General features: G+C 67.1%; 22 protein-coding genes. 12 read left to right on the top strand and 10 right to left on the bottom strand.

Features of this window, described 5'->3' with window-relative positions:
* Window positions 1–7 precede the first annotated feature (7 nt).
* From atpB to ACIQF0_RS36405, 3 genes are all read right to left on the bottom strand, one after another.
* Window positions 8–784 carry a F0F1 ATP synthase subunit A gene (atpB, locus tag ACIQF0_RS36415; RefSeq protein ID WP_360047850.1) on the bottom strand — a complete coding sequence of 259 codons (777 nt, stop codon included), beginning with the start codon at window positions 782–784 and terminating at the stop codon, window positions 8–10.
* Window positions 785–933: 149 nt separating this feature from the next.
* On the bottom strand, window positions 934–1,380 hold the full coding sequence (locus tag ACIQF0_RS36410; RefSeq protein WP_093592702.1) for a hypothetical protein: 447 nt from the start codon (window positions 1,378–1,380) through the stop codon (window positions 934–936).
* A 49-nt stretch (window positions 1,381–1,429) separates the two neighbouring features.
* The gene (locus tag ACIQF0_RS36405) at window positions 1,430–2,197 is read right to left on the bottom strand and encodes a BTAD domain-containing putative transcriptional regulator (protein ID WP_401037407.1); all 768 of its coding nucleotides are present in this window, start codon (window positions 2,195–2,197) and stop codon (window positions 1,430–1,432) included.
* Between the two features lie 123 nt (window positions 2,198–2,320).
* Between ACIQF0_RS36405 and ACIQF0_RS36400 the strand changes: the two genes are divergently transcribed.
* Entirely contained in the window at window positions 2,321–2,707 is a 387-nt protein-coding gene (locus ACIQF0_RS36400) for a hypothetical protein (protein WP_401037404.1), read from the top strand.
* A 9-nt stretch (window positions 2,708–2,716) separates the two neighbouring features.
* On the opposite strand, the gene ACIQF0_RS36395 is transcribed toward ACIQF0_RS36400, so the two are convergent.
* Window positions 2,717–3,859 (bottom strand): glycosyltransferase family 4 protein, encoded by a 1,143-nt coding sequence (locus ACIQF0_RS36395; protein ID WP_093592693.1) that lies wholly within the window; start codon window positions 3,857–3,859, stop codon window positions 2,717–2,719.
* Window positions 3,860–3,940: 81 nt separating this feature from the next.
* Window positions 3,941–4,591: an L-threonylcarbamoyladenylate synthase gene (locus tag ACIQF0_RS36390; RefSeq protein ID WP_319977819.1), complete on the bottom strand. Its 651-nt coding sequence runs from the start codon at window positions 4,589–4,591 to the stop codon at window positions 3,941–3,943.
* Window positions 4,592–4,706: 115 nt separating this feature from the next.
* Here ACIQF0_RS36390 and ACIQF0_RS36385 point away from each other — a divergent pair, with 115 nt between their 5' ends.
* The 9 genes from ACIQF0_RS36385 to ACIQF0_RS36345 all read left to right on the top strand — a co-directional run bounded on the left by ACIQF0_RS36385 (window position 4,707) and on the right by ACIQF0_RS36345 (window position 11,715).
* Entirely contained in the window at window positions 4,707–5,975 is a 1,269-nt protein-coding gene (locus tag ACIQF0_RS36385; RefSeq protein ID WP_401037401.1) for a hypothetical protein, read from the top strand.
* A 174-nt stretch (window positions 5,976–6,149) separates the two neighbouring features.
* Entirely contained in the window at window positions 6,150–6,581 is a 432-nt protein-coding gene (locus ACIQF0_RS36380) for a hypothetical protein (RefSeq protein ID WP_401037398.1), read from the top strand.
* Complete coding sequence (locus ACIQF0_RS36375; protein WP_401037395.1) at window positions 6,581–7,114, top strand: DUF3558 family protein; 534 nt, start codon at window positions 6,581–6,583, stop codon at window positions 7,112–7,114. Before ACIQF0_RS36380 ends, ACIQF0_RS36375 begins: the two co-directional genes overlap by 1 nt.
* A 22-nt stretch (window positions 7,115–7,136) precedes the next feature.
* Window positions 7,137–8,390: a hypothetical protein gene (locus ACIQF0_RS36370; RefSeq protein WP_401037393.1), complete on the top strand. Its 1,254-nt coding sequence runs from the start codon at window positions 7,137–7,139 to the stop codon at window positions 8,388–8,390.
* Window positions 8,387–9,139 (top strand): ESX secretion-associated protein EspG, encoded by a 753-nt coding sequence (locus ACIQF0_RS36365; RefSeq protein ID WP_401037390.1) that lies wholly within the window; start codon window positions 8,387–8,389, stop codon window positions 9,137–9,139. The genes ACIQF0_RS36370 and ACIQF0_RS36365 overlap by 4 nt, the downstream gene beginning before the upstream one ends.
* Window positions 9,136–9,615 carry a YbaB/EbfC family nucleoid-associated protein gene (locus ACIQF0_RS36360; protein WP_401037388.1) on the top strand — a complete coding sequence of 160 codons (480 nt, stop codon included), beginning with the start codon at window positions 9,136–9,138 and terminating at the stop codon, window positions 9,613–9,615. Before ACIQF0_RS36365 ends, ACIQF0_RS36360 begins: the two co-directional genes overlap by 4 nt.
* Window positions 9,612–9,914 carry a hypothetical protein gene (locus tag ACIQF0_RS36355; protein WP_401037386.1) on the top strand — a complete coding sequence of 101 codons (303 nt, stop codon included), beginning with the start codon at window positions 9,612–9,614 and terminating at the stop codon, window positions 9,912–9,914. The genes ACIQF0_RS36360 and ACIQF0_RS36355 overlap by 4 nt, the downstream gene beginning before the upstream one ends.
* The gene (locus tag ACIQF0_RS36350; RefSeq protein WP_401037384.1) at window positions 9,911–11,125 is read left to right on the top strand and encodes a hypothetical protein; all 1,215 of its coding nucleotides are present in this window, start codon (window positions 9,911–9,913) and stop codon (window positions 11,123–11,125) included. The genes ACIQF0_RS36355 and ACIQF0_RS36350 overlap by 4 nt, the downstream gene beginning before the upstream one ends.
* On the top strand, window positions 11,122–11,715 hold the full coding sequence (locus tag ACIQF0_RS36345; protein ID WP_401037382.1) for a hypothetical protein: 594 nt from the start codon (window positions 11,122–11,124) through the stop codon (window positions 11,713–11,715). Before ACIQF0_RS36350 ends, ACIQF0_RS36345 begins: the two co-directional genes overlap by 4 nt.
* Before the next feature lie 108 nt (window positions 11,716–11,823).
* Here the strand turns inward: ACIQF0_RS36345 and ACIQF0_RS36340 are convergent, their stop codons facing one another.
* Window positions 11,824–12,777 carry a TIR domain-containing protein gene (locus ACIQF0_RS36340; RefSeq protein WP_401037379.1) on the bottom strand — a complete coding sequence of 318 codons (954 nt, stop codon included), beginning with the start codon at window positions 12,775–12,777 and terminating at the stop codon, window positions 11,824–11,826.
* Window positions 12,778–13,115: 338 nt separating this feature from the next.
* Here ACIQF0_RS36340 and ACIQF0_RS36335 point away from each other — a divergent pair, with 338 nt between their 5' ends.
* Window positions 13,116–14,669 (top strand): hypothetical protein, encoded by a 1,554-nt coding sequence (locus ACIQF0_RS36335; protein WP_401037376.1) that lies wholly within the window; start codon window positions 13,116–13,118, stop codon window positions 14,667–14,669.
* A complete protein-coding gene (locus ACIQF0_RS36330) occupies window positions 14,666–14,989 on the top strand; it encodes a hypothetical protein (RefSeq protein ID WP_319977827.1) in 324 nt (107 codons plus the stop codon). The genes ACIQF0_RS36335 and ACIQF0_RS36330 overlap by 4 nt, the downstream gene beginning before the upstream one ends.
* A 5-nt stretch (window positions 14,990–14,994) precedes the next feature.
* Here ACIQF0_RS36330 and prmC read toward each other — a convergent pair whose 3' ends face one another.
* From prmC to prfA, 4 genes are read right to left on the bottom strand one after another with little or no spacing between them, the layout of a single operon-like run.
* A complete protein-coding gene (gene prmC / locus ACIQF0_RS36325) occupies window positions 14,995–15,861 on the bottom strand; it encodes a peptide chain release factor N(5)-glutamine methyltransferase (protein WP_360047874.1) in 867 nt (288 codons plus the stop codon).
* Window positions 15,862–15,881: 20 nt separating this feature from the next.
* Complete coding sequence (gene lpdA, locus ACIQF0_RS36320; protein WP_319977829.1) at window positions 15,882–17,267, bottom strand: dihydrolipoyl dehydrogenase; 1,386 nt, start codon at window positions 17,265–17,267, stop codon at window positions 15,882–15,884.
* An 11-nt stretch (window positions 17,268–17,278) separates the two neighbouring features.
* Complete coding sequence (locus ACIQF0_RS36315) at window positions 17,279–18,487, bottom strand: acyl-CoA thioester hydrolase/BAAT C-terminal domain-containing protein (RefSeq protein WP_401037372.1); 1,209 nt, start codon at window positions 18,485–18,487, stop codon at window positions 17,279–17,281.
* A gap of 22 nt (window positions 18,488–18,509) precedes the next feature.
* Window positions 18,510–19,574, bottom strand: a complete 1,065-nt coding sequence (gene prfA / locus ACIQF0_RS36310) for a peptide chain release factor 1 (RefSeq protein ID WP_401037370.1) — start codon at window positions 19,572–19,574, stop codon at window positions 18,510–18,512.
* Between the last annotated feature and the right edge of the window lie 71 nt (window positions 19,575–19,645).

The raw sequence follows: 19,645 nt of genomic DNA, 5'->3' as shown, positions 1-19,645 counted from the left end.
CTGTTACTCAGTGCTCTTCTGCCAGCGCCATGCCGATGTAGCTGGCAGACAGCAGCGCGAAGATGTAGGCCTGCAGGCACATGATCAGTGCCTCCAGGAAGGTCAGCGCGATGGCGAAGGCGAAGGACACCGGCGCCACGATGACGGTCAGCCCGCCATTGAGCAGCAGGAACTCACCGGCCAGGGTGAAAACCAGCAGCAGCAGGTGACCCGCGAACATGGCCGCGAAAACTCGGACCGCCAGCGTGATCGGGTTCAGGATGAACTTCTGGATGAACTCGATCGGAATCAGCAGCGGGAGAACGAACCACGGCGCGCCCGGAGGCATCGTCTGGTGCTTCAAGTAGCCCACGAAGCCGTGCCGCTTGAACCCGACGAAGTGGTACACCGGGTAAACGACGAGCAACGAAACGGCGAGCGGGAAGCCGATGTGCGACATCGTCGGGAACTGCACGATCGGGATGAGCCCGAACAGGTTGTTCACGAGGACGAAGCAGAAGATGGTGAGGATCAGCGGGACGAAGGGCTTGAAGTCCTTCGCGCCGATCTGCTCCCGGGCGATGTTGTTGCGCCCGAAGTCGTAAACCGACTCGGCGGCGAACTGGAACTTCCCGGGAACGACCTTGAGGTTGCGGGTCGCCACAATGAAGAAGACCCCGATGATCACGATCGACAGCACCAGCAGGACCATCGGCTTCGTGACCGAGCCGAAGATCGGCGGGAGGAAGAAGTCCTTCACGCCTGGAGCGACGAACTCACTCCCCGAAGCCAGCAACTTGGTCACTGTGTTCCTTCCGGTTCTCCCGGCCGGCGTTCACTCCGCCGGGGGAATCGTCACGATCTGGACTTAACGTACCTTACGGTTCGCAAGCGACTACCAGAGGCACCCCTGCTATCGGGTGTCCCTGGTCTGCGCGGACCATATCAGCAGGTCTAGGCGCCTTCGGAGGCGGGGACCACCATCTGACTACGGCTGCGCTTGGAGGCTCTTGCCTCCAGGAACGACGTCACGAGCACCGTCGCCACCAGGGTGATTCCGAGTGCCTTGGGTTCAAGCCACTGCTGGTTGCGCAGCAGGATCACCGCCAGTAGCAACACGATCAGCTTGCCCATGAATCCGCCGAGTGCGGCGACCATGACGAACATCGGATCAAGCGCCGCCGTCTTGCGCATCAACAACAACGTGGCAAGGCTCGAACCGATGGCGATCGCACCACCGATCAATGATCCGAAGAGACCAGCGGTCCCCCAGATCACAGTTGACACGACGACACCGAGGACAAACGTGCCGAGCGCGGCCCACGCGGCCTCGCGGAACATTTCCCCGGCGAGTCGCTGGACGGTCAGCTCGTGCGTGACGGCCTTGTCCGCGTCGCTCATGTCCCGAAGTCTAGGAACTCGCATTGCAGCGCCTGCGGGCAGCCCCCGATTAACGACGGTTAAGCGGCCCCAAACAAGATGACGTACCAATTTCCCGGCCGCACAGGATCTGATCGTGGAGCTCGGCCAGCCGCCGTCCGGGGTGTACTCCCAGCTCGTCCGCGAACATCCGGTGAACATCCCGGTAGATGGCGAGCGCGTCCGCCGAACGCCCGCCTCGGTGCAAGGCCACCATCAGGAACTCCGCGAACCGTTCCCGCAGCGGGTGCCGCCGGGTCAGCGCGCGCAGTTCGGGGACGAGCTCGCGGTGCGCACCCAGTTCGATCTCCAGCTCGATCCTGCGCTCGACCGCGACGAGTCGTTCCTCGTCGAGCCGGTCGGCTTCGAACCGCATCGCCTCCGACGTCGCATCCGCCAGCGCCGGTCCGCGCCAGAGCGACAGAGCTTCACGGAGGTCGCCGAGTTCGGTGCGCGCATCGACGTCGCGGCTCATCGCCAGACGGCGGAATCTGTGCAGGTCGACCTGATCGGTGTCCACGTCGATCCGATAGCCCGTGCTGCTGCGTGACACCAACGACCCCAAGCGCCCCAACGCATGTCTCAGCCGCACGACGTAGACCTGCAGCGTCGAGTTCGCGCGGGACGGCGGTGCGTCCCAGATCCAGTCGATGAGCTCGGTGTCCGGGACGGGACTGCCTGGTCTGAGCAGCAGTGCCACCAGCAGACTGCGCAGCTTGCGCGCCTTCAGGTCCACCGCGCCGTCGTCGATCGACAGTTCTCCGAGCAGGCCGAACGTGCAGCTCTCCATGGCTGTCATCCCCCCAGGCAAGTCAACCGCCATCGACGCTAGTCCATTCGCCTACACCTCATGTAGGTGAATTGGCGCAACGGATAGTTACCGTCGCTCCCGTTGGCAAGCGACATGTCGAGGGGGAAACCGATGAGCAGGACCCGACGTACTGCGATCGCACTGACCGCTGCGGCCGCCGCACTTCTCGCAGCCTCACCTGCGGCACACGCGGACGAGGGCGGCACCAGCGGCGGCATCACCGTTGTGGCGAGCGGCAGCGGCGGCCACGTCAGAAACGTCACCGCCGGCGTCAGCACGCTCAGCACCTACCTGTCGTTCTACGGCTACTTCAGGGTGTTCGGCCCGGACTACAGCGATGTCTCGCCCACGCAGAAGTGGGGTGTGGGCCTCATCTACATCACCCCGGTCAACCGCGACTACGCCGATGGCCGGCAGCACTGCTCCGAGGGATGGTCCCTGCAGGACGACGGCACGTTCAAACTGCTGGGGCGCCCTTGCGTCGCGCACCCGCTCTGACGTGTCTCGTCAGGACTTGCTGCGGGCGTCCCGGAGCCGCGGGATCACCGAGACCACGAACGTCACGATCAGCCCGATGACGAAGCACGTGGCCACGATGATCGGGTCGAACAGCGTGAGCGCCACCGCGCCGAACGCCAGGACGCCGGCCCACAAGTAGATGAGCAGCACAGCGCGACGCTGCGAGTGCCCGATCTCCAGGAGCCGGTGGTGCAGGTGCATCTTGTCCGGTGAGAACGGGCTCTCGCCGCGCCGGGTGCGGCGGATGATCGCCATCAGCAGGTCGAGCAGCGGCACGAACAGCACCGCGGCGACAACGATCAGCGGCGAGAGCAGACCGAGCAGGTCGGCCGCGCTGCCGGTGGCCTGGTTGATCTTGCCGGACGCGCTGGTGGTGGCGGCGGCGAGCATGAGGCCGATGAGCATCGAGCCCGAGTCGCCCATGAAGATGCGCGCGGGGTTGAAGTTGTGCGGCAGGAAGCCGAGGCACGCGCCCGCGAGCACGGCGGCGATCAGGGCGGGCGGGTAGGCCTCGACGGCGCCCTGGCGTTCGACGAGCAGACCGATCGAGAACACGGCGGTGGCCGCGGCGGCGATGAGGCCGATGCCCGCGGCCAGTCCGTCGAGGCCGTCGACGAAGTTCATCGCGTTGATCATGGTGACGGCGAGCAACACCGTCAGCAGAGCGCCCTGGTTCTGGTCGAGCGAGATGGTCGCGCCGCCGTCCCACGGCACCCACGCGATCATCCACTGCAGGCCGAACAACACGAGGATGCCCGCGGCGGTGACCTGGCCGGCGAGCTTGGTGAGCGAGTCGAGCTCGAACCTGTCGTCGATCGCGCCCACGAGCACGATGACGCCGCCCGCGACGATGACGCCCCACGGGTCGTTGGAGAAGTCGAACGCCGCCCGCAGCACCGGCAGTTGGTGTGCCACGAACATGCCGCACAGCACGCCGCCGTAGATGGCGACACCACCCATGCGCGGCATCGGCTGCACGTGCACGTCGCGTTGCCGCGGGTAGGCCACTGCCCCGAGCCGGAACGCCATCGCGCGCACCAGGCCCACGAGCAGGAACGTCACCACGGCAGCAATCAACGCGACGAGCAGGTACTCGCGCACGGGAAGGACGAACGAGGATGCGGGCCCCACGGGCCTACCAATCAATCGGGGGTGTTCGGGGTGCTCGCCACGGTACTCGCGGCGACCATGATCAATTGTGGCAGCCGCTCGCTACCGCGCGACCTCGACCTCGATGCCGAGCACCTCGTTGACCTCTTCTTTGGTGACCGCGCCCTCGCGCAGGATCAGCGCGTCAGGCCCGGTGAGGTCGACGATGGTCGAGGCGACGTTCTCGCCACTGAGTCCACCGTCGAGGTACACGGGCACGGCGTCGCCGAGCTGGTCGCGAGCCTCCTGCGCGCTGGAAGCCGGGGCGTGCCCGGTCCTGTTCGCGCTGGACACGGCCATCGGACCGACGTCGCGCAACAACTCCAGGGCAACGGGGTGCAACGGCATGCGCAGCATCACCGTGCCGCGCGTCTGCCCCAGGTCCCACGCCAAACTGGGCGCGTGCGGCAGCACGATGCTCAACCCACCGGGCCAAAAGGCCTCGATGAGCGCACGCGCCTGCCGCGGCACGCTGAGAACCAGCCCGTCGATGGTGGTCCAGGACCCGACCAGCACGGGCACGGGCATGTCGGGCCCGCGCCCCTTGGCGTCGAGAAGACTCCGGACGGCTTCCGCGTCGAACGCGTCGCAGCCGATCCCGTAGACGGTGTCGGTGGGCAGGACGACAAGGCGCCCGCTCCGCACCGCGCCGGCGGCAGCGGCAAGACCCGCCGCGCGATTGCCCGGTTCGCTGCAGTCGTAGACCGTGCTCACCTCGGTGAGCCTAGTCAGCCGCCCCGACGGGGTGACGCAAGGCCCGGCTAACTGCCTGCGGGGCAGCGCCCAGAGGAGCTAATTTTGAACGGTTTGCTCAGATCTGGGGGAGATCATGGACCAGCAGCACGCAGAGCCACCGAACCCGTGGGCACCCGTGGGCGCACCACCACCCACGCCGCCAAAGCCGCGCACGATCCTGATCGTCGGAATCTCGATCGGCCTGGCAGCACTGCTCGTCGCGACGGCTGGCGTGTTCGGCGTCAAGTACCTCACCAGCCGGCACCCGCAACCGGCACAGGCGCAGCAGGCGGAGGAGATCACGCTGACACAGGCGCCCGGCGACGGCCGGCCGCTGAAGTTCGGCGACACCGCCCTGTACGACGCCTGCTCCGTGATCACGATCGACCAGCTGGCAGGACTCGGAGTCTCGCTCGACCCGAAGAACAGCATCACCCACGAACACCTCGACGGCGACGTACCACCCGGTGCCGCGGTCGCCCAGAGCTCCGCGGACTCCGCCAGTTACTGCGCCTACGTGCTGTCGAACGGGAACCGGCTCAGCGTGAGCGTGCACCAGACGCCGTTCAACACCGCGGAAGACCTCGCCTTCCTGCAGACCGGTGGACCACGACGACCTGGCACCCCACGCTCCGAGGACGGCGTGTCGCTGATCCAGTGGAACAACGCTGAAACCAATACGCAGCGCATCGACGTGTGGAAGCCCGATCTGCTGATCAACATTTACATCGACACGTACCACCCAGGGCCGTACGGCACGATGGACGTCCAGACGTTCGCGATCGCACTCGAGCCGCTGGTGAAGTCCGCAGTCTCCAAAGGCCCCACCGCCCCGATGCGCCACGTCTACTCAGGACTGCTCGGCAAGGTGAAGAACCCGTGCGAGGCCATGAGCAGGACGGCGTTCCGGAAGTCCTTCCCAGCGCACTCGGGTGAAGCGGCGATGACGGAGGCCACGTTCTACCCGGCCGCGCCGAGCCGGGGCCCCGAGTGGGAGGGCCAGATCTCCTGCGAGCGCCACAACATCGTGCCGAACGGGAACCTCAACGAGGCCGAGTACCGCGAGCTGCACGTCTCGCTGTCCGTCCGGGAGAACGAGCAGATCGCGACCGAGCACAACACCCTGCTGTGCGGCCTGGTGTCCAGGCCCGACATCGTCGACGTGGTCACCGTGACCCCGTCCGTCGGCACCGGCCGAACCTGCATGCTGAGGCTCGGGTCCGACTGGACGCTCCAGTTCCAGGTCGGCCACGTCGGCGTCAGCATCAGGGGCCCTCTCGCCGAGAAACCCACGCAGGAGGAACGCCGCGAGTTGCTCGTTCCGGCGGCACAGGCGATCGCGGAGGCCGGGCTGATCCGCTGAAGCTGTGCCTGCGTTCTCACTTAGCGCGTTCAAAACCCTGCTGACCAGCATGAAGTTTTAACCCAAACAGGTTGAGTAGTTCAACTCATCCCCCAAACGGCCGCACAACTGTAAGGTCATGGGTCGACCACAGAGCGCAACGGGGAGGGTCGAGCTTCTGTGTCTGGGGAAGTAGTGACAAGCGGTAAGACAGGCAGTTTCGCCGACAGGGCCTCTGGGGGCACTTGGGACGGCATCTTCGGCAGCGGGCTGAGCGCGATCATGGACGCGGGCAAGGCTGTGGCCGTCGCAGTGGAGACCCAGCAGCTGTCCGTCGACCCGCACCTGGTCGACGCGATGATCAAGAAGCTCACCGAGATGCAGGACGAACTCGCAAAGATCCTTCAGAAGCGAGGACAGCTCAGCGTCCAGATGAAACTCGGCGGCGGATACGCCGAGCACATCGCCGCATCCAACACAGACTTCGGCACGGCGGCGATCAAGCAGATCGAGGACGTCGCTCGCGCCATCGAGTCGCTGAAGACGCAGATCGAGAAGAGCCGTGCCTCCTACCAGAACGTCGACCAGGCCGGTTCCGACTCTCTAACGAAACTCGACGGGAAGTAATGAAGCGCATCCTCATCGCCACGCTGATCGGGCTCGCCGGACTCAGTTCCGGTTGCACTGGCACGACGGGTCAGGCCACACCAGCCCCGACTACGGGTGCTGACACTCCGACGAGCAGCAACGCCTCATCCGGCCTGCAGTCGCTCAAGCCGTGCGAACTTTTCACCGATTCCGAGGCAGCCGATTTCGGATTCAAGCTACCTGGCGAGGCTGGAAAGATCGGCTCTGCCGACACCTGCGACTGGACCATCCCCGGCAACGGCGGCATCAACGCGGGCATCTACGCCAACAAGGGCGTGAAGGACCTGAACATTCAGGGCGACAAGGTCTACGACATCAAGGTGGGCAAGTTCACCGCGACCAAGGCGGAGGCCCAGGACGGGTCCAAGGACACCTGCGCCATCGCCGTCGGCGCCAGCGAAACATCGTCCGTTGTAATCATCTCAGTCGTCAAAGTTGCGTCTGGTGACACCGCGGCTGCGTGCGCGCGTGCATCGAAGGCCGCCGACCTGATCGCACCGAAGCTGCCGTAACGACGCCCGAGGGGGGATTCTCATGGCGCCCATCAAAGCCGCTGTTCCGACACCGAACGACAACTATCCAGGCCAGCAGCACGAACACATGAAGGGCCTGGTCACCCAGAACTACGCTCCTGAAACCGCGACAGCGGCAGCTGATGTGTGGAGAACGTTCGGCGGGGCGTTCAAGGAGCTGGCGACCGACTTCAACATCCTGATCAACGGCTCGCAGAGCGCGTGGACAGGACGGGCTGCCGAAGGAGTCCGAACGGCGCTGGGCAAGATCGGTACGTTCGCGGATCAGACCGGCGAGGGCTTCACCCGCACGGCCGGCGCGATCGAGCAGCAGCGCGAGGCCGCGGTCCAGGCCAACAAGAGCATGCCCGCTCCCGTCGAGTTCAACCCGTTGAAGATCGCGGGCAAGTGGGCGTTGGCAGGCGGCCCTCTGAATCCGGTCGCCATGGTGGGCGCGCCCGTCGAGATGATCTCGACGCACAACGAGCAGCAGGGTGCGAAGGAAGAAGCCGTGCGGGTCATGCAGACGCGTGACAACACGATGATGTCGGCGGCGATGTCCATGCCCGCCATGGAATCCACCCCGCAGGTCACGCAGGACCAGGGCGTCACGCAGACGAGCAGCACCAACAGCTCGCACAGCCTGAGCAACGTCAACGCCAATCAGCAGTTCAGCAACAGCAGCAACACGGGCATGCCCTCCACGCCTCCGGGTTCCAGCAACGGCACCACCAACACCGCGTGGGCCGCGCCTCAGGTCAAGGACCCGTCGCTGCAGCCGGGGAACAACAACCAGAACAACCCCGGCGGCCAGAACCGGCCCCCGTTCACCCCGCCCGGCATGCTGCCTCCCGGTGTGCGACCGCCCGGCGGCGGCACGCAGGGCAGGCCTCCGGGCGGCGGTCCCGGTATGGGACGAGGTGGGCCCGGCGGCGGTGGCTCTGGTGGCGGCGCAGGTGGCGGTCGTGGCACGGGTCCCGGCGGCATGGCGGGCGTCGGCGGCTCCGGCCGGGGCATGGGCAGTTTCGGTCCCGCGACGCCCGGTGGCAGCGCCGGAGTCGCGGGTGGTCCCGGTGGTGGCGCGGGTGCCGGTGCTGCGGGCGCCGGTGCGGCCGGTCGTGGTGGCGCTGCCGGTGGCATGGGTGCCGGGGGTGGCGCCGGTGCGGGCAAGGGCGGTGGCGAGGAGGACAAGGAGCACAAGTCCAACTACCTCGTGCCCACCGACGACTTCTTCGACGACGAACGCATGGTCGCGCCGCCGGTGATCGGCGGATGAGGCAGATCGCGCAGCTCTCCCTGCCCGCGTTCGAGGTTCTCTGGGAGGACCTGCGGGCGGGGAGCGTTCCCTATCCCTTCGACGTCAGCCAGCACGGCGAGACGCACGACGAACGCGGGCGCATCAAGTCCGCTGTGCACGCCGACCTCGAACGCCGCAAGCTGGCGCGGCGCGGGCGGCCCGAGCCGGATCTTGAGGACGCGCTGAACCTGTTGGCGCGCCCCGAACTCCGCGTGATCGCCCTCTGCATCCCTGACATGAACCAGCAGAAGCTGGTTCGCGCGAGCGTGGTAGCGCGCGGTGGGTATGCGGTGCTGGTGACGCAGGAGGACACCACCGTCACGCTGAACCTGGTGCAGCCCAACGAGATCGCCACCAGCCTCGCGAACGCGATGCCGCCGGGGCGCCCCGGTCCCGGCAAGCCGGTGACGGTGCCGGCCCAGGCGTTCGAGGCCCAGCCCCAGCAACAGGAGGGCTTCCGGCAGGCGGTGCGGACGACGGAGAACGACGACGTCAGGCTCGCCAAGCAGATGCTGACGGGCCCTGCCATCGGCAACGGTCACTTCCTCGTGCAGATGGGACAGGGCCGCACCAAGCGCGACTTCCCGCCGGTCACCTGGGTGGACACCAAGGCGGGCCGCTACGCCAACGTGCCCGCACGCACCGGCTGGTTCACGATCGGCCCTGCCGACAACATGGGCCTGGCACGGCACCTCGGGCAGGTCCTGGCGACGACGAGCGAACGATGAACCCGGAACAGATGATCGCGGACCTGGAGTCCAGGGCTCAGCAGCTCCAGCAACGCTCCCAGCAGATGCAGGACCAGATCCAGCAGGCCAGCAGCACCGTCGCCTCCCCCAACGAGGCGGTGACCGTCCAGGTCGCACCGAACGGCGCGCTGCAGCACATCGAGTTCTCGCCCGTCGCGATGCGCCTGACGCACGTGCAGCTGAGCCAGCTCGTGATGCAGACCGTGCAGAAGGCCCAGATCCAGTCCGCCGAGCAGGTGGCGTCCATTGTGGAGCCGGAGTTCGGCGGCACCGAGGCGATGGACTTCCTGCGCAGCTTCATCCCGCAGCCCGAGGAAGAGGAAGCGCCGCCACCGCCTGAGGACGGCCAGGTGATGCGCGAAGTCTCGTGGAACGACCCGGCCCAGAAACCCGCGCCACGGCCACAACGTCCGACGGATGACGACGAGGACGGATTCGGGAGCGTGCTCCGGTGACGGGCTTCGGAGTCGACCCGACGGAGCTGCTCAAGTTCGCGAAGGGTCAGCGGATGCGAGAGGACGCGCTCGACGCCGCGGCCAACAAAGCGGCTGCCGTCGACCTCGGTGGCGACACGTTCGGCCAGCTGCTGTCCTTCTTCGCCTCGGGCGCGCAGGAGTGGGCGCAGGGCACGACCGCAGCCATCAGGGAACTTGCTACCGCAGTAGGCGCGGCAGCTGAGGACACCGCTGCAACAGCGGACACGTACTCATCGCACGAGGACGCCAACCGCACCAGGTTTGAAGGGCCGCGATGACCTTCACAGGTTTCGGTGACGGCTGGACGAACCCCGACAACGTCGCCGGCGGTGGCGTGGCCGAGTCGCTCATCCAGACCATCGACTCGGCACATCGCCTGGGCGAGGGCGACTTCCTCGAGTTCGGGATGAACGCCGCCGCGCTGGCCCTGGACGGGCTCGGCATGTGGATGGATCCGTTGGGGTCCCTGGCCACCGCGGGCATCGGCTGGCTGATCGAGCACCTGAGCTTCCTCCGCGAGCCACTGGACTGGCTGGCGGGCAACGGCGACAAGATCAAAGCCGCCGTCACCACCTGGAACCAGGTCGCGGCCGACCTCCACGAGATCGGCGATCAGCAGGACAGGGCCGTCAAGAGCGAACTGCCGTGCTGGGAGCAGGGAACGACGGCCGAGAAGTTCCGGCAGAGCCAGGGGGAACTGGCCGCCGAGATCGCCGCGGTGTCGAAGACCTGCACGTTCGTCGCGTCGGAGATCGCCAAGGCAGGCACGATCACGGCGGCGATCCGCGGGATGATCCGCGACCTCATCGCCCTGTTCGTCTGGGAGGTGATCCGCAACGCGGTCATCGCTCTCGCGTCGTCGTGGGTCTCGCTCGGCAGCTCTCTCGCGGCGTTCTCCGCGTGGGCGGTCGGGCGCGGCGCGGCGGTTCTGGGCAAGATCACCCAGCAACTGGCCAAGCTGGTCAAACTCATCACTCGGATCATGGGTCGCCTCAAGGGCCTCTTCGGGCAGCTCGGTGATGTGCTCAAGCGACTCGGCCGGTTCGGCAGAAGCGGTGGGCCCCGGGCTCCCCACGCCCCCTCCACGCGTGGGGACGGACTCGCCGATGCGGGCAAGCGGCTTGAGGACTGGGGAAACTCGCGCCCGAAGCTCAGCGAGGCCGGCGACAAGCTCAAGCAGGCGGGCAACGAGTTCAAGGACGGCTACAGCGACGCCGGCAACGTCTGGAAGAACAAGTACGAGGAGCCGTACCAGAACAAGGTCCCGCAGCCGTCGCAACCGTTGCAGGAAGTGGGCGGCGCCTACACGCCCTACAAACCGGCCACCCGCCCTGACGGCTCGGTGACGCCGCACTCGATGCCCAACGTCGAGGACGGGGGCTGGATCGCGAAGGCGACAGCTGATCACCTGCGTGAGTGGGCGAAGTACGACGAGCTGGAGAGCCAGGGCAGGACGTTCCCGAGACAGCAAGGGTCGTTGGACGAATGATCGGTGCCAGGCCTCCCCTTCGAGCGAAGAGACTGCTCGTCGCCTGTCTGTTCCTGACGGCCGTCGTGGTGGGCAGCTTCCTGCCCAACACTCCCGCCAGCAATCTGATGGTCGTCTTCATCCTCGTCGCGGCCGTCTGCCTGATCGGCTACGGCGCCGCGCTCAGCGGCTACCGGCGCCCGGAGAAGTGGCCGATGTTCACGGCGCTGGCGATCGGTGTCGTCACCGCGTTCGCGGTGAACACGGGCGGCCATTCGCTGTGGCTCACCGCGTTCGGGGAACCGGTGCACTGCAAGGTCATCAGCGTGGACAGCCATTCGAGCAGCCGCGGCTCCACACAGTGGTCCAACGAGCTGGATTGCGGTGGCAGGACGCTGACCTACTGGCCCAGCATCGGCTACACCGTCGAAGACGCCGGCCGCGAGGTCGACGTGGTCGTGGACGAGGCGGGGTTCGTCCGTGAACTCGAGCCGGGCAAGGTCAACCTGGGGTTCAACCTGATGCTCCTGCTGGCCGTGCTCGTGAACGGCGTGTTCGTCTTCCTCGTCGCCTGGCTCCCGGTGCGCGAACCCGCGCCCACAGAGCGGTAGGCGTACACGCGGTCACGCGCGAGGCGGCGGATCCTCATAGCGCGTGACCGCGTGCCCTCCCCGCGGAGAACATACGACCGTTTGCTACCAACGGGCCCAAACGACGGATTATTGGCCAGGATTTGGCCACTCCGTCCAGGACTCCACGACTCGCAGGCCGCTGCGCAGGGCGGTGAGGCCCTCGCGGAACACCATCATCGTGCGGCGGATCGGTACGTCGGATGCCTCCAGGCGGTGCGTTGACGCCAGGAGGGCTTCCACGCCTGGCACCAGGTCGTCCAGTTCCGCGAAGCGCGCGGGCGACGGAACGCCGGCTGAGCGCAGGGCTCGGTCCGTTTCGAAGGCTTGGCGTTCGAACGTGCGGCCGGCGTCTCGCAGGCGCACGGCGGCGGAGGCCAGTGCCGGCCAGTCGACGCCCAGCAGGGCCTGGAAGTCCGCCACCACCTTGCCGCAGGCGTGGATCACGGTCTGGACGTCGTGGGAGAACTGGGCCAGCACCGCGGGAACGTCGACATCCGGTGGAGCGAACCCGGTGAGCAGCGTGCGTTCGGCGGCCTCCACGTTGTCCACGAGTTCTGACGCCAGTGCGAGCATCGTGCGGCGCCACGCGGGGGACGACGGGCCCTCGATCCAGGCCTCGCGGACGCTGCGGCGCTGGCGTTCGACCACCAGTTGCACGGCCAGGTCCGGGTTGTGTTCGGTCAGGTGGTCGGCGCCGAGCAGGACTACGGGGAGCAGGAGGCCACGCACGCCGTCCACGAAAGCCTGGTTGTAGAAGAGGAACAGCTCCTCGCGGCAGTACGGGCGGTCGAAGTAGCGGCGGGTCAGCACCGGGATCAGCACGGTGGTGCCGCGCACGGCGGAGCGCAGGGTCGGTTGGACGAGGTCTCCCCAGCCGATGGCCTCGCGGTCGAGGAAGATCTCCAGCGAGCGGCCCCGGTCCGCGTAGGCGTAGTGGCGCAGCGCTGTGGCGAATGGACCGACGAAGTCCATCACCACGTCGTCCTGGCGGGCGTAGCTCAGGAAGCAACGGATCGGCGGCGCGTCCGAGAAGCGCGTCATTTGCCCTCGTTCGGCGCATTGACAATGTGCAATTCGGCCACCCCTATCCCATTCCGATCAGGAACGACTATTGTGCCAGCAACGGTACGAATTGCATGTTGTTCGTTGTCTCACCATGTCCCTGACCAGCACAAACACAGAGTGCTCGATTTCAATGACAGAAAGTGGACAGGACAATGTCAACTCCCGCGGCAACGACGGGAAACGATTCTCCGAAGTTACGCGACGACACAACCCGCTTCCTCTGCGGAGCCGCTCACCGCGACGAGGAGTTCGCGGACTCGGCCATTCGCGAGTACCTCGTCGAGGCCACTCGGTCGATTCCGCGGTCGCCAGGAGTGAACTCCGGCGCGGTGTTGCGGGAGGCGGTGGCGGCACGCACGCGGCGCAAGGTGCGCGACGGTCTGCTGCTGGCTCTGGCGGTCGTGGTGCTGTTCGCCGCGGACGGGACGCTGCTCGTGTGGTGGCTGGTGGCCGCCTCGATCGTGGCGGTCGGGACCGGTGCGCGTTTGACGCTCACACGTCCGAAGAAGCCCGCGCCGCACACGCGCGGGCCGGTCGTGCTCGGCGCGATCGCCAGCGCGATCGCGCTCTTCTTCGTGCTGTACAAGTTCATGGCAGAGCTCGCCGCCGACAGCGAGTACTGCAGGCCCAGGTACGAGGTGTGCGAGCAGGAGAGCAGCGACGGCGTGCTCGCGACCTTGATCATCGCGATCGTGCTGATCTTCGCGCTGCTGCTGAGCGATCGGGTGGTGACCTGGCTGCTGGTCACGAAGAGCTTCCGGCGCGCCGGTTTCCGCACCAGCCGGGGCGAGGAGGACCTGTGGCGAAACGAGTGGAAGTTCCGGGAGCTTGGGCACTCGAACTACGCCGAAGCGCTCGCGCTCTATCCGACCGAGGACGACGCCGAACCTGACGACGCGGACCACGCGCAGGTGATCGTCTATCACGGCTACCGCCCGTTCGTCGGCTCCGGCACGATGTTCGAACCCTGGTCGATGGCGCTGCCTCTCAAGCTCGCCAAGGAGAAGACCGACGCCCCACTGCCCGGATTCGCCCTGGTGGAGCTGTACGACCGCATCACGAGCGAACTGGTCAAGACGGGACGTTCACCTTCGCTCTCACCGGGGCATCGGTTGCGCGGCCTCAAAACCGGTGACCGCGTCATCATCTCCTCGGTCGAGTTGATCGACCACATCGACGACGCCGAAGCGCGAATCGTGTTGCCGAACAAGGATCATTCACCGGAGGCAGCGGTCCGCAGGTCCGTTGTGGACGATCTGATCGCCGGCCCGATGGAGTGGATGCGCTACTTCCGCTCGTTCCAGGTCGAGACGTGGGACCGCGACGTCGTCGTCTCGGCGTACCTGACGTTCGGGCTCGACGAGGAGATGCTCTACGTCGAGTGGACTCCCTGCATCCTGTACCCGATCCACACCCACCACCGGCAGATCGACGTCCTGCCCGAGCAGTCGATGCGCCCGTTCCTCGAGGCGGTCGTCGACCTGCTGAAGTTCCCCGCGTCGCTGCCGAAGCGGTTCGCCACGGCCGTGGGCTGGATGAACCCGATCCACCAGGCGGAAGGCACGTTCGTCGCGGCACGCTACGGCGCCAGCAACAGCCTGCGCGAGCTCGCGAGCATGAGCCAGGTCGACAACTACTTCCAGCTCACCGACGTCGAGCGCTACATCAAGGTGCTGGAGTCACGGCTGTTGCGCACGCTGGGCGAGTTCCTAGAGAGCAAGGGGATCTCGGTCACCGAGTTCATGGAACAGGCCATGCAGGTGACGAGCAACAACGTGCACATCACGGGCCCGGTGATCTCCAGCAACATCGCCACGGCCGGCAAGGCACGCACGGGCAACGCCGGCACGACCAGGGGTAAGTCATGAACGAGCGGAACTTCGAGATCCAGGGGCCGGTGATCGGCAGCAACATCGGCACCAGTGGACGCGCCAGAACCGGGGACGTCCACATCGGACACATCAAGGACGTCAGCGCCGTGCTGCGGCTGCTCGACGAACTGCGCGAGGACCTGACCGAGACGCAGGCTCCCACGTCCACGATCGAGACGGTGGACGATCTTCGCGCCGAGGCCCGCAAACCCAAGCCCAGCAAGGACGTCGCGGACCACCTGATGGACAAGCTGGCGGACCGCGGCCTCGGCGAGCAGATGAAGGACCTGTCCAAGGCCTTCGACGCGCTCTTCTAGTAGATCTAACCGACTTTGCGGGCGGTCGCGAACCGGGGCCGCCCCGCCAGGTCGGCGTGCTCGGTCACGTCCGCGAGCACCCGGCGCGCGGCCAGCAGCGCCGGAACGGACTCCCCCTGCGTGTCGTCGTGCTCGATGCCGACGGACCCGCCGGGCTTGAGCCAGCGCGCCGCCGCCCGCACGACGTGCCGGATCACGTCCAGCCCGTCCGCACCGGAGAACACCGCGTGGTGCGGGTCGTGCTCACCGACCTCGGGCTGCACGGGCGTTCCCTCTGGCACGTAAGGCGGATTGCACACCACGAGATCCACCAGACCGTCCAGATCGGACAGCAGCGACGGATCGGTGGCGTCCCCCGAGTGCAGCCGGATCGGCGTGTCCCCGGCGGCCACCCGCGCGTTCGCGTTCCGCCGCGTCCACGAGATCGCCTGCGGATCGATCTCCACCGCGTGCACCACGGCGTCCGGGCGTGCGGCCGCGATGGACAACGCCAGCGCGCCCGTTCCCGTGCACAGGTCCACCACGACGGGCGACGAAACGCCGGCCAGCGCCTTCAGACCCCACTCCATCAGCAGCTCGGTCTCGGGCCGCGGCACGAACACCCCAGGCCCGACCTCGACGGTGATGGTGCCCATCGGCGACCAGCCGAGGATGTGCTGCAGCGGAATGCGCGACGCACGAACGAGAACGAGCTTGTGCAGCTGGTCGATCACCGACGGATCGACCAGCGGGATGAGCGGCAACCGCCCGCGCTCGACCCCGAGCACGTGCGCGGCCAGGTACTCCGCGTCGACGCGCGGACTGTCCACACCCGCCTCGGCGAGGATCTTGGCCGCCTCGGAGACGGCAAGGCGGAGCGGTTGCCGGTTCATCATCAGATGCGAAAACTACCTCAGAAGTTGATCATGTGCCCGGCCAGGCCGTGCACCGCTTCCTTGACGGCCTCCGACAGCGTCGGGTGCGCGTGGACGTTGCGCGCGACCTCGTTGACGGTGAGGTCCCACTGCTGCGCCAGCGTGAGCTCGGGCAGCAGTTCGGTCGCCTCGGGGCCGATGATGTGGCCGCCGAGCAGCTCGCCGTGCTTGCCGTCGCTGATCAGCTTCACGAACCCGGCGAAGTCGCCGAGGCCGTGCGCCTTGCCGTTCGCGGTGAACGGGAACTTCGCGACCTGGACGTCGAAGCCCTTCTCACGGGCCTGCGCCTCGGTGTAGCCGAAGGAGGCGATCTGCGGCTGGCAGAACGTCGCCCGCGGGATCATCACGAAGTCGAGCTCCATGGTCTCGGCGCCCGCGATGGTCTCCGCGGCGATGATGCCCATGGACTCGGCGGCGTGCGCGAGCATCAGCTTCGCGGTGACGTCGCCGATCGCGAAGATGTGCGGCACGGACGTGCGGCCGCGGCCGTCGATGTCGATCGCGCCGCGCTCGGTCAGCTTCACGCCGGTGTTCTCCAGGCCGTAGCCCTCGACGCGCGGCACGAAACCGATGGCCTGCATGACCTTGTCGGCCTCGAGGACCTCCTGCGCGCCGTCCTTCGACACCGTGACGCGGACCTTCTCGCCCGACTCGTCGATCGACTCGACCCGCGTGCCGACGCGGACGTCGACGCCCAGCTTCTTGTAGCGCTTGAGCAGCTCGGCGGAGATCTCGGCGTCCTCGAGCGGCACCATCCGGTCGAGGAACTCGACGATGGTGACCTTCACGCCGTAGTTGTGCATGACGTAGGCGAACTCGACGCCGATCGCGCCGGCGCCCGCGATGATGATCGAGTCGGGCAGCTGCTCGGTCATGATCTGCTCTTCGTAGGTCACGACGCGGTCGGACTTCTGCGTGTTCGGCAGCATCCGGGTCGTGGCGCCCACGGCGATGATCGCGTGGCCGAACGTGATCGTCTCGTCCCCGACGGTCAGCGAGTGGTCGTCGGTGAAGTTGGCCCACCCGTTGTACTCGGTGATGCCGTTCTTCTTCATGAGGAAGTGCACGCCCTTGACGCGCCCGTCCGCGACCTTGCGGCTGCGCTGCCACGCCTGGCCGTAGTCGAAGCTCACGGTGCCGTCGACCTTGATGCCGAACGTCTTCTGCTCGTGCGTGAAGATGTGCGCGAGCTCAGCGTTGCGCAGCAGGGCCTTCGAAGGGATGCAGCCGACGTTCAGGCAGACGCCGCCCCAGTACTTCTCCTCGACGATCGCGGTCTTCAGCCCGAGCTGAGCCGCACGGATCGCGGCGACGTACCCGCCGGGACCCGCACCCACGACCACGACATCAAAGTGTGCGCTCATAAGCACACAACCTAGCTCCCGAGCTGCTCCCGCAAGAACTCAACCGTCCGTTTCCAGGCGTTCGCCTGAGCATGTGCGGTGGCGCGCGGAACACCACCACCCGAGAAGGTGACACCGGGCCCCGGATAGGTCACGTCGGTGGCCGGCCGGTGCGGCGGGCCCGCGATCAGGTGTCCTGCCTCGGGATACACGACGTGCTCGTACGGGAACGGGTGCTCGTGGTCCTTGAGCCGCCGCATCGCGACCTCGCTCAGGTCGGCTGACGGCCACCCGTCGTCCTGTCCGGACGAGATGAGCAACACACCCCCGACGATCCGTTCGACGGGGATCTCGGTGTCCTCGGGGATGCCGTCCTCGGTGCTGAACGCGAGCCGCAACGGCACCGGTTCGTCGTTGACGATCCGCGCCCGCAGCTCGTCGCCGATGTCGTAGGGCAGGTACGGCAGCGGCTCGCCCTTCCACGTCCACGACGCCGCCTCGTACGAGAGCTTCTGCAGCAGGTTGGCGCCCGGCCCGATGCACTGCGTCACCACGCCGCTGCCGACGATGCTCACCACAGCACTGACCTGCGAGAACGTCGCGCCGACGAGCAGCGCCAGCTCGCCGCCGCGCGACCCGCCGATGACACCGATCTCGCCCGCGCGTTCGGAGAGGTAGTCGATGGCCTTGCCGAAGTACTCGAGCGGGATGTCGACGAGGTTCTCGGGCAGGCCCTTCATGCCGAAGTAGCCGAGGGCGAACGTGACGAACCCGTGCGCGGCCAGCAGCGCCGCGTCAGTCTCGTGGATGCCGCCTTCTGACCCGCTGAGCACGATGACGCCCGGCAGCTCGCCTCCGTCGTCCTCAGGGGCGAACAGCGTGCCGACCAGCCCGTTCTCCCGGACCTCCAGCCGTTCGACGCCCTCTGGCACCGCGAGCCGTTCGAGAACGCGGTCTCCCACGCCCTCGACGGACAGCACGGTGGGGCCGGCCTTGCCGCCGGTGCGTTCCAACGACCAGAACAACCCCATCGGGTCAACGCCGCGATAGCTGCCATCGAGCGGTGCGTGCCGCGTCAGATCGACGACACCACGGTCGTCAGCCTCGAACACGGCGTGAGAGGCGCGATCACCCGTGGAGAGCTGCACGGTGGCCGTCTGACCGGCCTTCAGCCCCACCACGAGCACGTCGACCGGTTGGTCGAGAGGCGCTGTCTGTGGATCTACCAGGATCTCGGCCACAACGCGCCCCTCCCACGTCGGATTACCCGCCTGCGAGCCGTTCTGCCCGGTCAGCGGCGGCGAGTGCGTCCACCACCGCGTCCAGGTCTCCGTCGAGCACCTGGTCCAGGTTATGCGCTTTGTACCCAACCCGGTGATCGGAGATGCGTGATTCGGGGAAGTTGTAGGTCCTCACCCGTTCACTGCGGTCAACGGTGCGGATCTGGGTGCGCCGCGCGTCCGACTGCTCCTGCGCCTTCTGCTCCTCGGCGAGGGCCACGAGCCGGCTCTGCAGCACCTGCATGGCGCGAGCCTTGTTCTGCAACTGGCTGCGCTCGTTCTGGCACGACGTGACGATGCCGGTGGGCAGGTGCGTGATGCGCACGGCGGAGTCGGTGGTGTTGACCGACTGACCACCCTTGCCGGACGACCGGTAGACGTCGATCCGCAGGTCCTTCTCGTCGATCTCGACCGCGGCGGTCTCCTCGGTCTCCGGGAACACGAGAACGCCGGCCGCGGAGGTGTGGATGCGCCCCTGCGACTCGGTGACGGGCACGCGCTGCACGCGGTGCACGCCGCCCTCCCACTTCAGCCGGCTCCAGACCCCGTCCGGCACCGCGTTCTTGGTCTTGATGGAGACGGTGACGTCCTTGAACCCGCCGAGGTCGGAGTCGGTGCCGTCGAGCATCTCGACCTTCCACCCGTGCCGCTCCGCATACCGCGTGTACATGCGCAGCAGGTCCCCGGCGAACAGCGCGGACTCCTCGCCCCCTTCACCGGATTTGATCTCCAGCAGCACGTCGTCGCCGTCGTGCGGGTCACGCGGCAGCAGCAGTTCGTTGAGCTTCTCCTCCAGCTTGGGGAGCTGCCCCTCGATCTGCTCGACCTCCTCCTGGAACGACCGGTCCTCGGCGGCGAGCTCCTTGGCCGCCTCCAGGTCGTTCTTGACCTGCTCGATCTGCCGCGCCGTCTGCACGATCGGCCCGAGCGCGGCGTACCGCTTGCCGAGCTTGCGCGCTCCCGCCTGGTCAGCGTGCACGGAGGGATCGGCGAGCTTCTTCTCCAGCTCGTCGTACTCGGCGAGCAAGCTGTCCAGCGACTGCGACACGTCTCCTGCTTTCGTTGGGTTTCCGTGGAAACGGCGACGGCGCCCGCCCCGGCCAGAAGGCCGAGGTCAGG

Source organism: Lentzea sp. NPDC092896, from assembly GCF_044754905.1.
Classification (GTDB): Bacteria; Actinomycetota; Actinomycetes; order Mycobacteriales; family Pseudonocardiaceae; genus Lentzea.
The sequence above is the reverse complement of the archived record's forward strand: the minus strand, read 5'-3'. Positions and strand labels throughout refer to the sequence as shown.